The sequence below is a fragment of the Alkalimonas amylolytica genome (assembly GCF_900107845.1).
Classification (GTDB): domain Bacteria; phylum Pseudomonadota; class Gammaproteobacteria; order Enterobacterales; family Alteromonadaceae; genus Alkalimonas; species Alkalimonas amylolytica.
The window spans coordinates 10,596-24,463 of the sequence record NZ_FNRM01000009.1; the positions used below are offsets into that span (position 1 = coordinate 10,596).

At 49.6% G+C, this 13,868-nt stretch carries 11 protein-coding genes; 6 read left to right on the plus strand and 5 right to left on the minus strand.

The annotated features are described in order from the left end of the window. Positions 1-119: 119 nt before the first annotated feature. From pspF to BLW37_RS15350, 6 genes are read left to right on the plus strand one after another with little or no spacing between them, the layout of a single operon-like run. Positions 120-1,241 carry a phage shock protein operon transcriptional activator gene (pspF, locus tag BLW37_RS15325; RefSeq protein WP_091344692.1) on the plus strand — a complete coding sequence of 374 codons (1,122 nt, stop codon included), beginning with the start codon at positions 120-122 and terminating at the stop codon, positions 1,239-1,241. Further along, entirely contained in the window at positions 1,222-2,856 is a 1,635-nt protein-coding gene (locus tag BLW37_RS15330) for an ABC transporter substrate-binding protein (protein WP_091344516.1), read from the plus strand. The genes pspF and BLW37_RS15330 overlap by 20 nt, the downstream gene beginning before the upstream one ends. Then, positions 2,853-3,881 (plus strand): ABC transporter permease, encoded by a 1,029-nt coding sequence (locus BLW37_RS15335; protein WP_171907649.1) that lies wholly within the window; start codon positions 2,853-2,855, stop codon positions 3,879-3,881. The genes BLW37_RS15330 and BLW37_RS15335 overlap by 4 nt, the downstream gene beginning before the upstream one ends. Next, a complete protein-coding gene (locus BLW37_RS15340) occupies positions 3,874-4,767 on the plus strand; it encodes an ABC transporter permease subunit (protein WP_091344517.1) in 894 nt (297 codons plus the stop codon). Before BLW37_RS15335 ends, BLW37_RS15340 begins: the two co-directional genes overlap by 8 nt. Next, complete coding sequence (locus BLW37_RS15345) at positions 4,767-5,762, plus strand: peptide ABC transporter ATP-binding protein (RefSeq protein WP_091344519.1); 996 nt, start codon at positions 4,767-4,769, stop codon at positions 5,760-5,762. The genes BLW37_RS15340 and BLW37_RS15345 overlap by 1 nt, the downstream gene beginning before the upstream one ends. After that, the gene (locus BLW37_RS15350) at positions 5,759-6,520 is read left to right on the plus strand and encodes an ATP-binding cassette domain-containing protein (protein WP_091344521.1); all 762 of its coding nucleotides are present in this window, start codon (positions 5,759-5,761) and stop codon (positions 6,518-6,520) included. Before BLW37_RS15345 ends, BLW37_RS15350 begins: the two co-directional genes overlap by 4 nt. Positions 6,521-6,602: 82 nt before the next feature. Here BLW37_RS15350 and BLW37_RS15355 read toward each other — a convergent pair whose 3' ends face one another. The 5 genes from BLW37_RS15355 to clpP all read right to left on the minus strand — a co-directional run bounded on the left by BLW37_RS15355 (position 6,603) and on the right by clpP (position 13,763). Further along, positions 6,603-8,519, minus strand: coding sequence for a SurA N-terminal domain-containing protein (locus tag BLW37_RS15355; protein ID WP_091344522.1), 1,917 nt, complete (start codon positions 8,517-8,519; stop codon positions 6,603-6,605). Between the two features lie 229 nt (positions 8,520-8,748). Next, positions 8,749-9,021, minus strand: coding sequence for a nucleoid-associated protein HU-beta (gene hupB, locus BLW37_RS15360; protein WP_091344524.1), 273 nt, complete (start codon positions 9,019-9,021; stop codon positions 8,749-8,751). 207 nt (positions 9,022-9,228) lie between these two features. Beyond that, on the minus strand, positions 9,229-11,625 hold the full coding sequence (gene lon / locus BLW37_RS15365; protein ID WP_245785756.1) for an endopeptidase La: 2,397 nt from the start codon (positions 11,623-11,625) through the stop codon (positions 9,229-9,231). 154 nt (positions 11,626-11,779) lie between these two features. Continuing rightward, positions 11,780-13,060, minus strand: coding sequence for an ATP-dependent protease ATP-binding subunit ClpX (clpX, locus tag BLW37_RS15370; RefSeq protein WP_091344526.1), 1,281 nt, complete (start codon positions 13,058-13,060; stop codon positions 11,780-11,782). Positions 13,061-13,136: 76 nt separating this feature from the next. Further along, positions 13,137-13,763 (minus strand): ATP-dependent Clp endopeptidase proteolytic subunit ClpP, encoded by a 627-nt coding sequence (gene clpP, locus BLW37_RS15375; RefSeq protein ID WP_091344528.1) that lies wholly within the window; start codon positions 13,761-13,763, stop codon positions 13,137-13,139. Positions 13,764-13,868 lie beyond the last annotated feature (105 nt).

Below are 13,868 nucleotides of genomic sequence, written 5' to 3' on the forward strand. Positions count from 1 at the left end.
ACTTTTCCAGAGCTATTAGCCATTGAATTTATTACATAAATAAATAAAGCAGAAAGAACTATGGCTAGGCACTATAATGAAATACACTACTATTTGGTCATTTTCACTAAAGTTACCCGATGAGCAGAACACAACAACAAGATAATCTGATCGGCCAGTCCAATAGCTTTCTGACCGTGCTGGAGCAAGTCTCGCAAGCCGCACCGCTGAACAAGCCGGTGCTTATTATTGGCGAACGGGGTACCGGCAAAGAACTGATAGCTGCCCGCTTGCACTTTTTATCACAACGCTGGGATCAAAACTACCTGACACTGAACTGTGCTGCCCTGAACGAAAACCTGCTGGAAAGTGAGTTGTTCGGTCATGAAGCAGGGGCATTTACTGGCGCCAGCAAGCGACATGAAGGCCGCTTTGAGCGAGCCAACGGTGGGACTTTATTTTTGGATGAACTAGCCAACACCCCAAGTCTGGTGCAGGAAAAACTTCTGCGGGTGATTGAATACGGCGAATTTGAGCGGGTCGGTGGTAGCCGCTCGGTGAAAGTGGATGTGCGGCTGATTTGCGCCACCAACGAAGACTTACCAGCCCTGGCTGAACAAGGCGAATTTCGCGCCGATTTGTTAGATCGGCTGGCTTTTGATGTCATTACCTTGCCGCCGATGCGCGAGCGGCGTGAAGATATTCTGCTGCTGGCTGAACACTTTGCCATCAATATGGCACGCGAACTGGAATTCGAACTGTTCAGTGGCTTCAGTGACAAAGCCAAAAGAACCTTGCTGGATTACCACTGGCCGGGCAATGTGCGGGAACTGAAAAATGTGGTGGAACGCAGTGTCTATCGCACCAACAACCCTTATGTACCGGTGCATGACATCCTACTTGATCCCTTTGAATCACCATTTCGACCAAAACAACGGGTAAAAACACGGGATCGGCAGAGCAGTGCTGCAACTGAGCCAGCAGAGAAGCCGGTGACCAGTGAATCCTCCGCGAAAATTAACAGCCCTGGCCAGATAGCGCACGAACTTCCTCAGATCCACCCAGAACAGCCGCTGGACTTTAAAACGGTCTCACAACAGTTTGAAATTAATCTGCTAAAGCAGGCGCTTACAGCCTGCCAGTTCAACCAGAAAAAAACTGCCGAATGCCTGGGGTTAACCTACCATCAGTTACGTGGCTATATGAAAAAATACCAGTTACTGGACAGCCAACAGGACTCACATGTTGAAGCCATTGATTAGCCGTAGCTTACCACCGGCCCTGCTGGCTTTGTTGCTGGCAGCTTGCCAGCCAGATATGCCAGCCGAAGTCCGCTCAGGGTTGGTGTATTGCAGCGAAGGCTCACCAGAGAGTTTTAATCCGCAGTTGGTGACCTCCGGCACCACCATTGATGCTACCAGCCGGCAGCTATTCGATCGTTTGCTGGATATCAATCCGGACACTGGTGAATTCAGACCAGCGCTGGCAACCCACTGGGAAATCCGCGAAGATGGCCTGAGCTACACCTTTTATCTGCGACCAGGTGTGCAATTTCATCAAACCGACTATTTTAGCCCAAGCCGGCCACTGACCTCTGCCGATGTACGTTTTAGCTTCGAACGAATCATGCTGACAGAGCATCCCTTTCATGCTGTTAGCGGAGGCGATTACCCTTATTTTCAGACCGTAGACTGGGCCAATCGTGTTGTTCGTATCGCCACTCCGACAGACGAGCAGGTGGTCTTTTACCTGCGTCAGCGCGATAGCTCTTTCTTATCCAACCTGGCTACCGATTTTGCCGTGATCCATTCTGCCGAATACGCGCAACAGTTGGTAGAGCAAAACCAACGTCAGCGGCTGGATACGCACCCCATTGGTACTGGTCCTTTTAAGTTTCGCGAATACCGTAAAGATGTATTTATTCGCTACTACCGTCACGGCAGCTATTGGGGAGAGCCAAGCCAGCTGGAACAGTTGGTCATCGATATAGAGCCCAATAACGCCAAGCGCATGGCTCGCCTGCTAACCCATGAGTGTGACATCATTGCTTACCCTCGGATGGCGGAGCTTGAACTTATCAGCAAGCGCGACGATGTGCGAGTACAGCAGCAAACCAGTATGAATGTTGGCTTCTGGGCTTTTAACACCAGCAAGGAGCCATTCAATAACAGCAAAGTTCGCCGGGCATTGTCCATGGCCATTAATCGTGACGCTATCCTGCAAGCGGTGTACTTTAATCAAGCAGAAGCAGCAACCTCTTTATTGCCCCCAACCTCCTGGGGCCACAACCCTACCCTTCTGCCCGTACCATACAATCCCGAAGCAGCCAGATCCTTGCTGGCAGAGGCAGGCTATCCTTATGGTTTTAATATGACCATCTGGGCCATGCCTATCCAGCGATTATACAACCCAAATGCCACCCGGATGGCTGAAATGATGCAGGCCGATCTGGCGCGGATTGGAGTGCGTGCCAGTATTGTTACTCTGGAATGGAATGCCTTTCGCCGCCAACTCAGGCAAGGAGAACATGACTCTGTATTGCTGGGCTGGAATGCTGACAACACCGATCCAGATAACTTCTTTCGGCCACTAGTTAGCTGCAACGGCGTAGACAGTGGCACCAATCGAGCACTCTGGTGCGATCCAGCCTTTGATGCATTGATAGCGCAAGCACTGCTCACTGACAATCAAACCATTCGTCGTAGCTATTATTGGGCAGCTCAACAGTATCTGGCTGAACATCTGCCCCTACTGCCTCTGGCCCATGCTAAACGTTTTCAAGCTGTGAATCACCGGGTTGAAGGCGTTGGCATTAACCCTTATGGCGGCATTGATCTTTCGACGGCTTTTAAGCGGCCGGATAAGGACACGCCATGATCTGGCATTATCTGGTCCGACGATTATTCCTGCTGTCTTTCGTATTCTTTGCTCTGACCTGCTTTGCTTTTAGTTTAGGGCATTTGTTTCCTGGCGATCCGCTGGTGAACTTCAGTGGTATCAGCCAGCCGGATGATGAACTGCTGCCGATTCTGGTGCAACAGTATCAGCTGGATAATGGTTATTTGCAGCAATACATCGCTTTTTTACAGCGCATTTTGCAAGGAGATTGGGGCCTGTCACTGGCCAGCCAGCAGCCGGTACTGTACGAACTTTCGCAGGTATTCCCTGCCACACTGGAATTGGTTGCTTATGCCTTGCTGATCTCATTTGTTCTAGGCGTACCACTTGGATTATTGGCAGCGATTAAAGCCAGTCACTGGTCTGGTCGGGTCATTTCAACCATCGCCCTGCTCGGCTACTCTTTGCCTATTTTTTGGTGGGCCCTGTTGATGATCATGCTGTTCAGTATTGGTCTGGGTTGGTTTCCGACTTCAGGCCGTATCAGTGTGCTGTATGAAATCCCTTCTGTAACCGGTTTTATGCTGCCGGACATTTTGCTATCAGGCCAAACATACTGGCAAGCTGCATTACAGGATGCCATCCGTCACTTGTGGCTGCCGGCTTTTGTGTTAGCGACCTACCCGACTACGGTAATGATCCGCTTTACCCGCGATGCCATGCTGAATGTATGGCAACAAAGCTACATCAAAACCGCACGAGCCAAAGGATTAAGCCGTAGCCAGGTACTTTATCGTCACGGTTTACGCAACGCCATGTTGCCAGTAATGCGTCAACTTGGCCTGCAGTTTAGTACCCTGGTGACACTGGCAATGATTTCTGAATTGATTTTTTCCTGGCCAGGCATTGGTCTCTGGTTGCTCGATAGCATCAGTCAACGCAACTACCCGGCCATCCAGGGAGGACTGCTGGTGATTTCCAGCCTGGTGATCCTGGTCAATATCCTGATGGACGTGTTGCATACCCTGTTTAATCCACTGGCAAGGAAACAAGCCAATGGCTAAATTTCAATGGCTTTATCATAAAACAGAGCATGGACCACTTAGTCAGCTTTGGGTCAGTTTCCGTCAACAGCACTCGGCAGTCATTGGCTTGATGCTATTTGGCTTCTTTACCCTGATTGCCCTGTTTGGCCCAGTGCTCACACCTTATGATCCTTACTTGCAAAATCCGGATGCCTTGCTTTTACCGCCGTCTTGGGATGATATGGGGGATGTACGCTACTTACTGGGTACCGATGACTTAGGCCGGGATCAGCTCTCACGCCTGATCAAAGGAGCCAGTTACACCTTCGGTATTGCATTGATCACAGCACTGGGCGCCATGCTCCTTGGCCTTTTGCTTGGTGTGCTTGCCGGTATGAGCAAAGGCTTTCGTGCCAGCGCTTTCAACCATGTGTTGGACTTGGCTCTGACCATCCCTTCGTTGTTATTAGCCATCATTATTGTGGCTATTCTTGGACCGGGTCTTATCAACACGATCTGGGCCATTATGCTGGCTTTGCTGCCACAGTTTGTGCACGGTGTACGCAACACCATTTTACAACAGCTGGAGCAGGAGTATGTCATTGCTTACCGTCTGGATGGCGCCAACAACTGGCAGATTTTACGTTACGTTATTTTTCCCAATACCTGGGAACAACTGACGGTCTTGTTCAGTATGGCGTTATCCACCGCTATACTGGATATAGCAGCACTGGGATTTTTAGGTCTGGGAGCACAGGCACCTGCTGCAGAATGGGGCCTGATGGTGGCTGATGCGCTGGATCTGATTTACCTATCCCCCTGGAGTATTGCCTTGCCTGGTTTACTGATTTTTATTGCGGTGCTCAGCGTCAATCTGGTATCTGATGGTTTGAGAACCGCAGTACGCAAACGGCAGGAAAACTGATGTTACTACTCGATATCCGCAATCTGACACTTGAGCTGGAAACCAGCCAAGGCTTGATACGAGCCGTGGACAGAGTGAGCCTGAGTTTGCGCGAAGGAGAAATCCGTGGCTTGGTCGGTGAATCTGGTTCGGGTAAAAGCCTGATTGCCAAGGCCATCGTCGGTGTGCTTAATCAACGCTGGCGCATCAAAGCTGATCGATTCCACTGGTGTGGAGTCGACTTGCTGCAGCTCCCGTACGATCAACAGCGAAAAATCATCGGCCGTGACATTGCCATGATCTATCAGGAGCCGAGCAAATGCCTTGATCCAACGGCTCTCATTGCTGAGCAACTGCATGAGTCTATCCCCAATCAGCTGTTAAAAGGTGGCTGGTGGAATCGCGCCAGGGAAAAGCGTAAGAAAGCTATTGCCTTACTGCATAAGGTCGGTATCAAAGAGCACCAATCGGTGCTGGAAAGCTATCCCTATCAGTTGTCGGAAGGGGTTTGCCAGAAAGTGATGATTGCCATGGCCATCGCCAAAAACCCGAAGCTGCTCATTGCTGATGAGCCCACCACTGCGCTTGAGGCTTCGACTCAGGCGCAACTATTTCGCCTGATTAGCAGTCTGAATCAACTCAAAGGCATGTCCGTCTTACTAATCAGCAATGAACTGGACAGTATTGCCCGCTATACCCATCATTTATCGGTACTGTACTGTGGCCAGTTGGTCGAATCCGGTGAAACCGCCAAGTTGTTGGCGCAACCTTTCCATCCGTACACCAATGCACTGATTAAAAGTGTACCAGAATTTCAACCTGAACTAGCGCCGAAAAGTCAGCTCTATGCACTGCCCGGCAGCATCCCGACCTTGCAACATTTGCCAGTTGGGTGTCGGCTTGGACCTCGCTGCCCCAATGCAAGAAAGGAGTGTGTGCATACGCCAGCACTGGAGCGAAAGCAGCACCACTTTTTCAGCTGTCACTTCCCATTGCAGTACAAGGAGCCACAATGAGTCAGCTACTGGAGGTGGTGAACCTGTGCAAACACTATCGAAAACAACTTGGTCTTTTCCGCCAAACCACAATTCAGGCTCTGGATCAGGTTAGCTTTTCGTTAGATGCAGCACAAACCCTGGCCGTGGTCGGCGAAACAGGCTCTGGCAAAAGCACCCTTGCCAAAGTGCTGGTTGGCATTGAGCAACCGGATGAGGGAGAAATCCGACTGGCAGGTAAAGCCGTGACTTTAACCCACTACCGCAAGTACAACCATGTGATCCGTTATATGTTTCAGGATGCTGAGCGGGCTCTGAACCCTTCTCAAAAGGTGGGTAGTATGCTGGACGATGTACTTCGTTTCAGCACCGTGCTGGATGAGACTCAGCGCCAACAGAAAATTCTGCAAAGTCTGCAGCAAGTCGGGCTGATGGATGAACACATCAACTTTTATCCGCACATGTTTTCCGCCGGACAGCAACAACGGGTAGCATTAGCCAGAGCTTTAATCCTTGATCCCAAAATTTTGATTCTGGATGAAGCCCTGACGGTTCTGGACCCAACCCTGCGGGCGCAAATCGTTAACCTGTTGCTGGAGCTGCAGCAACAAAAGGGTTTGTCGTATTTATTAATCAGTAAAAATCTGCGGTTGGTGCGACATATCAGCGATCATTGTTTGGTGATGCAACACGGGCAAGTAGTGGAAGCCGGGGCCACAGAGCAATTATTAGAGCAGCCTCATCACCCCCATACTCGTAAGCTGATGGGGCTGAGTTAACCATCGATAGTAAGCAAAACACCCATCCAACCAATAAAAAACCCCGCATCTTAGTACGGGGTTTGTTTTGATAACAGTACGCTTAGAATGCCTCTTCCGGCATCTCCAGGCGAGGCCGCTTAATTTTGGCTTCAGCCTTTAATGCCGCCAACATAGCCTCATAGGCTTGCTGGGCATGCTGGTTGGCAAAACGCTCCAAATCTTCAGCATCTGGCTGTTCAGTCACTTCGATATCTCGAACAGCAGTGATTGCAACTAAGGCCATATCGCCACTCATTAGCTCGGCCAGATCAGCGCTCACGGGCTGTGCATCGCTTGGCCGAGGCAAGGCAAAGGCTTTGGCACGAATTTCTGCATCCAGGCTACCACCAAAACGCGCAGTATTGCTAGCCAGCTGAGGCTCTAGACCAGCTGCCGCTGCCGCCGCTGCAAAATCACCATCTCGCTTAAACTGCGCCAAGATCTGATCCGCTTGCTGACGTGCCAGCTCAGAGCTTTGCTGACGGCGCAAAGAGGCGGTTACCTGCTCACGAACTTCTTCCAGCGACTGAGTGCGTGCCGGCTGGTGTTCAGTAACACGAGCCACCACTAAATGTTGAGCTCCGACTTCGAGTGGTTCGCTGTTTAAACCTTCGCCAATAAAGCGTAAGTTAAACAAACGCTGTAGTACCTGAGGGTGATTTAAAGGCGCAGCGGCTTGCTGACGAGAGAACAGTGCTTGACTACGAAGCGGCAACTGAGTCACGTCAGCAGCTTCCTGCAAGTTATCTGGCACATCAAAGCTGACATCTGCCAACAACTGCTGAACTTCAAAGAAACGATCGTAGGCACGTTCCTGCTGCAAAGCCTGAGTAATCTCCGACTTTACTTCCGCAAAGTCACGCAGCGTTGACGGCTCAAAGCGATGCAATTGCAGAATGTGGTAACCAAAGCTGGTCTGCACCACAGCACTTAGCTCACCCGCTTCAGTCAGCGCAAAAGCGGCTTCTTCAAAAGCAGCTTCCATATCACCACGGTTTAACCAGGGCAGTACGCCACCTTCGGCGGCAGAAAAAGTATCGTCCGACTCACGGGCTGCCACTTCGGCAAAGTCTGCTCCGGCTTTTAGCTCCGCCAACACTTGTTCAGCTTTCACTTTAATATCAGCATTGCTGCTCATGCTTTCAAACAAAATATGAGCGACCTGACGACGTTCCTCGGTGCTATATAATGCCTGATTGGCATTGTAAAAAGCACGAGCATCGGCCTCAGTCACCATGATATCTTTGGCAATCTGCTCAATCGAAAGCTCGATGTACTCCACCGCAATTTTTTCTTCGGTTTCATAGCGCGCCAGATTGTCGTAGTAATATTGTTCAAGCATCGCTTCGGTCAGTTCTACCCGATCAGCGAAATTTTCCGCCGCAAACTTAATATATTGGATATCGCGACTTTGCTGTTGCAACGTCATCAAGCGCTGCAACTCGTTTGGAGTGGCAAATTCCGACAGGATCAAACCACGAATCAGCTGCTGCCGTACCATTTGGTCGCGCAACATATCACGGAACTCAGCGGTCTGTAGTCCAGCCTGGCGCAATAACGCCAGATAACGATCATTGTTAAAGACACCACCAACCTGAAACTCTGGCATAGAGCGGATTAAATCGCGTACAGCATCGTCGCTGACACGCAACCCCAGCTGCCTGGCATATTGTTTCTGCAAGGTTTCGTCAATTAGCCGCTCCAGTACATCAGCTCGAAAACCAGCCATATATGCAGGATCCGATGCCAGCATTTCAAACATGTCACCAAACTGCTGCTCCATACGGGCACGCTCGTTTTGATAGGCCTGCTCCAGGGCTGCACGGGTGACCCCTTCACCATTTACTTCAGCTGCTGGCGTCTCCTTGGTCGAACCAAGATAACCACCAACCCCGGCCAGGGCAAACGTCAGGATCACCAAACCAAGAATGATCTTGGCGGTTAGTCCTTGTGAACCTTCTCTGATTTTCTCTAACATCGTGCCTTTATCTCTGTTTGCAACGCATGAACTATGCCATGTAGCTATGTCATGATCATGAAGCTACGTCATAAAAAAAGCGCATCTTAACAGATGCGCCTTTCTGATTGAAGCCTTGGCGAAGCAGTTACCGACTGAACCTGGGTTCTTCGCGACCATCTCATTGGCAATGATAGCGAACAGTCTGCTGCCTGGCTGAGTTACCCGGCGCGCCGGGCAACGCTCATTCTTAGTTGACAGCGTCTTTTAACGCTTTGCCAGGCTTGAATGAAGGAATTTTTGCTGAAGCGATCTGGATGGTAGCACCGGTTTGTGGGTTACGGCCGGTACGGGCAGCACGCTCACGAACAGAGTAAGTACCAAAACCAACCAGAGCAACAGAATCGCCTTCTTTCAGTGCATCAGTCACTGCACCGATAAATGCATCCAGAGCACGGCCAGCATCCGCTTTAGACAATTCAGCACCAGCAGCAATTTTGTCGATAAGTTGAGACTTGTTCACAATATCATCCCCTTCAATTGTTATTTTTTTCAACAACTACACGTATTGATGTTGTAATTACGCGCTCTTGTTATAACAAGCATTCAGAGCGCTTGCAAGCAGAAGAGAGCTTCATACAACTTTTTTTCCACTTTGAGCCCAGCCCTTATCTGATAAGGGCTGGAGAACTTTCCCTAAGTTAGCACAGCCATAGAGAATGAAAAGCCTTTAATGGGCATTTTTTTCTATTTTTGCACTTTTTGCTGCTTTTTTTGGCAAGATCTCAGGCTGGAAGCGGCTAAGAGGCTCTTGCAATGCCAGTTCCAGCACCTCATCAATCCATTTTACCGCTTTAATTTCCAGGTCTGCTTTGACGTTTTCAGGGATTTCTTTTAAGTCACGTAAGTTATCGTGCGGGATCAACACCCGTTTAATGCCTCCACGATGCGCAGCCAGTAACTTTTCTTTTAAGCCACCAATCGGCAGCACTTCACCACGCAGTGTAATTTCACCAGTCATGGCCACATCCGCCCGAACCGGGTTACCGGTTAAACTGGAAACCAGTGCCGTTACCATGCCAATACCAGCGCTAGGACCATCTTTTGGTGTTGCCCCTTCTGGCACATGCACATGAATATCGCGGGTTTCGTAGAAGTCATCGTTGATACGCAGTAATTCTGCCCGGCTACGCACCACCGTCATTGCTGCCTGAATCGATTCCTTCATCACATCCCCCAGTGAGCCGGTAAAGGTCAGCTTGCCTTTACCTACCACTGCCGCCGCCTCGATGGTCAATAAGTCACCACCCACTTCGGTCCAGGCCAGGCCGGTGACCTGACCAATGCGGTTGTTGTCTTCCGCTTTACCGTAATCAAAACGTTGCACGCCCAGATAGCTTTCCAGGTTCGCCTGCTCAATGACCACGGTTTTCGTATCTTTATTCAGTAGAATTTCTTTTACCGCTTTACGACACAATTTGGAAATTTCACGTTCCAGGCTACGCACACCGGCTTCGCGGGTGTAATACCGAATAATGCCAATGATGGCATCATCTTTGATGACAATTTCATCCGGCTTTAAGCCATTGCGTCCAATTTGCTTACTAATCAAATGCTGCTTGGCGATGTTCAGCTTTTCATCTTCGGTGTAACCCGATAAGCGAATCACTTCCATCCGATCCAGCAAAGGCGCTGGAATATTCAGACTGTTCGAAGTAGCGACAAACATCACATCCGACAAATCGTAATCGACTTCCAGGTAATGATCGCTAAAACTGGTATTTTGCTCCGGGTCTAGCACCTCCAGTAAAGCAGCAGCCGGATCACCACGAAAATCCGATGCCATCTTGTCGATTTCGTCCAGCAAGAACAACGGATTCCGCACGCCAACTTTGGCCATTTTCTGAATAATTTTGCCTGGCATCGAGCCAATATAAGTTCGGCGATGGCCACGAATTTCGGCTTCATCACGAACCCCACCTAATGCCATCCGCACGTATTTACGCCCAGTTGCTTTAGCAATCGACTGCCCTAACGAGGTTTTACCAACTCCAGGCGGGCCTACCAGGCAAAGAATTGGGCCTTTTAGTTTATTGACGCGCTGCTGCACCGCTAAATACTCGATGATGCGCTCTTTCACTTTCTCCAGACCATAATGATCCGAGTTAAGGATTTTTTCAGCACCGGCCAGATCTTTTTTCACCTTACTGCGGGTTTTCCATGGCACATTACTCAGCCAATCGATGTAACTGCGCACCACCGTGGCTTCAGCCGACATGGGCGACATCATCTTCAACTTTTGCAGCTCGGCTTTGGCTTTATCAGCCGCTTCGGCCGGCATTTTGGCCTGTGCAATCTTATTGCTCAGTGCTTCGAACTCATCTGGCGCATCTTCCAGCTCACCCAGTTCTTTCTGGATAGCTTTCATTTGCTCATTCAGATAGTACTCGCGCTGGCTTTTCTCCATCTGTTTTTTTACACGGCTACGAATACGACGTTCGACCTGCAAGATGTCAATCTCGCTTTCCATCATCGCCATTAAAAATTCAAGCCGCTCAGTGACATCGCTGATTTCCAGCACCTTTTGTTTGTCTTCGACTTTGAGCGGCATATGCGCGGCCATGGTATCGGCAAGCCGTGCGGCATCTTCGATGCCGCTCAGGGCCGTCAGAACTTCCGGTGGGATCTTTTTATTCAGTTTGATGTAGCCTTCAAACTGGTTGATGGCAGAGCGCAGAAAGACTTCCTGCTCTCGGCTATCAACTTCCAGCGAAGCAATCATTTCGATGTCTGCTGCGAAGCTGTGCTCTGTTTCCGTAAACTCGAGCAAACGGGCACGCTGACTGCCCTCCACCAGGACTTTGACGGTGCCATCCGGTAATTTAAGCAGCTGCAAAATAGTCGCGACTGTGCCGATTTCGTAAAGATCTTCAGCTTTAGGATCATCCTGGCTGGCATCTTTTTGTGCCACCAAAAAGATTTGCTTGTCGTTGTCCATGGCGGCATCCAGGCACTTGATGGATTTCGCCCGACCGACAAACAAGGGGATCACCATATGCGGGTACACCACCACATCGCGCAGAGCCAACACCGGCATATGACGACGTTCAATCTGTTGTTCAGTCATTTTTCACTCTCGAGTAAGTTGCATGCAGCTGCAAAAGGATATGGTATCTATATGAGGCCGGTTTTCAGAACTTCAATTGCTTGCTGCCGATTTCCTGCATCTGCATGGGTCAAGCCAGAAAAACTCGGGCAGCTGCCAGCTGCCCGATGAGGATCTAATGCGATTCTGCGACCGCAGGATCTTTACGTTGGTAAATCAGTATAGGATCGGACTCACCGCGAATAACGGTATCGTCAATGACCACCTTGCTGACATCTTCCATCGATGGCAATTCGTACATGGTATCGAGCAGTACCCCTTCCACAATGGAACGTAAGCCACGAGCACCGGTTTTCCGCTCCATCGCTTTTTGCGCAATGGCTTTTAGAGCGTCCTCACGAAACTCCAACTCTACCCCTTCCATATCGAACAAGGAGGCAAACTGCTTGACCAAAGCATTCTTAGGAAGGCTAAGAATCTGTACCAAGGCTTCTGCATCCAGCTCAGTCAGAGTAGCAACCACTGGCAAGCGACCGATGAACTCAGGAATAAGGCCGTACTTCACCAGATCTTCCGGCTCAACATCTTTAAATGACTCGGTCAGACTGCGGCTACTTTCTTTGCTTTTCACTTCAGCGCCAAAACCAATGCCTGCCCCTTTGGCAGAGCGCTGCTCAATCACTTTATCAAGACCGGCAAAAGCACCGCCACAGATAAACAGAATTTTTGAGGTGTCCACCTGCAAAAACTCCTGCTGAGGATGCTTACGGCCACCCTGAGGTGGTACCGAAGCAACGGTACCTTCAATCAGCTTCAACAGGGCTTGCTGCACCCCTTCCCCCGATACATCACGAGTAATGGATGGGTTGTCGGACTTACGTGAAATCTTGTCGATTTCATCAATGTAAACAATACCGCGCTGAGCTTTTTCGACGTCGTAATCGCACTTTTGCAACAGCTTCTGGATGATGTTCTCGACATCCTCACCGACATAACCGGCTTCGGTTAAAGTGGTGGCATCAGCCATGGTAAAAGGTACATCCAACAAACGGGCCAGGGTTTCTGCCAACAGCGTTTTGCCGCTACCTGTTGGACCAATCAGCAAAATATTGCTTTTACCCAGTTCAACATCCGGCTTATTGCCAGCATTACGCAGCCGCTTATAATGGTTGTATACCGCTACAGCCAGTACTTTTTTGGCATGTTCCTGCCCAATCACGTAATCATCGAGGTGATGGCGGATTTCATGCGGGGTTGGTAGCTTATCGGCTTCACGCTTTGGCGAGATATCCTTGATTTCTTCACGGATAATGTCGTTGCATAAATCAACACACTCGTCGCAGATATAGACCTGCGGCCCAGCGATCAGCTTGCGCACCTCATGCTGTGACTTGCCACAAAAGGAGCAGTACAACAATTTACCGCCTTTGTCACCGTCAGTGCGGTTATCAGCCATGTAACTTCCTCTTCCACTTCGCCCCCAATAACACATTGAGTGCTTTGTATCTTAATACCATAGCAAAAATTTGCCGTTATTTCGCGTCCCGCTGTGTCAAAATTGCATCCACCAGGCCATATTCTTTTGCCATATCGGCGGTTAAGAAGTTATCGCGCTCAGTGTCATGGCAAATTTTTTCATAACTCTGGCCGGTATGCTCTGCCAGTAAACGGTTCAATCGTTCCTTTATACTTAAGATCTCACGGGCATGGATCTCAATATCGGTAGCCTGGCCCTGAAAACCGCCCAACGGCTGATGGATCATCACTCGGGCATTCGGTAGGCAGTAACGTTTGCCTTTGGCACCACCGGATAGAAGGAAAGCGCCCATGCTAGCAGCCTGCCCCATACAAACGGTGGCTACATCCGGCTTGATAAACTGCATAGTATCATAAATCGACATGCCGGCAGTAACGACACCACCCGGCGAGTTGATATAAATGTAGATGTCTTTTTCCGGATTCTCGGACTCTAAAAACAGTAATTGAGCACAAATCAGGTTGGCCATGTGATCTTCCACCGGCCCGGTCAGAAAAATGACACGCTCTTTCAGTAAGCGGGAATAGATATCGAAAGAACGCTCGCCTTTGGCGGTTTGTTCAATCACGATAGGAACTAAGGCGTTGATTAAATCCTGATGTGAAGTGCTGTGTAACGACATAGATGATTTCCTGATGACTGGCGCTGAGACGCCTGAAAATAAAATGGCCCGAACAAAACTGTCCGAGCCATTAAAACTGCGTTACCAACAGAAGTCAATCTTAGT

Excerpts from the sequence above, each read along its gene's own strand:
- pspF (WP_091344692.1), top strand. The coding sequence starts at position 120 with ATGAGCAGAACACAACAACAAGATAATCTGATCGGCCAGTCCAATAGC.
- BLW37_RS15330 (WP_091344516.1), top strand. The coding sequence starts at position 1,222 with ATGTTGAAGCCATTGATTAGCCGTAGCTTACCACCGGCCCTGCTGGCT.
- BLW37_RS15335 (WP_171907649.1), top strand. The coding sequence starts at position 2,853 with ATGATCTGGCATTATCTGGTCCGACGATTATTCCTGCTGTCTTTCGTA.
- BLW37_RS15340 (WP_091344517.1), top strand. The coding sequence starts at position 3,874 with ATGGCTAAATTTCAATGGCTTTATCATAAAACAGAGCATGGACCACTT.
- BLW37_RS15345 (WP_091344519.1), top strand. The coding sequence starts at position 4,767 with ATGTTACTACTCGATATCCGCAATCTGACACTTGAGCTGGAAACCAGC.
- BLW37_RS15350 (WP_091344521.1), top strand. The coding sequence starts at position 5,759 with ATGAGTCAGCTACTGGAGGTGGTGAACCTGTGCAAACACTATCGAAAA.
- BLW37_RS15355 (WP_091344522.1), bottom strand. The coding sequence starts at position 8,519 with ATGTTAGAGAAAATCAGAGAAGGTTCACAAGGACTAACCGCCAAGATC.
- lon (WP_245785756.1), bottom strand. The coding sequence starts at position 11,625 with ATGACTGAACAACAGATTGAACGTCGTCATATGCCGGTGTTGGCTCTG.
- clpX (WP_091344526.1), bottom strand. The coding sequence starts at position 13,060 with ATGGCTGATAACCGCACTGACGGTGACAAAGGCGGTAAATTGTTGTAC.
- clpP (WP_091344528.1), bottom strand. The coding sequence starts at position 13,763 with ATGTCGTTACACAGCACTTCACATCAGGATTTAATCAACGCCTTAGTT.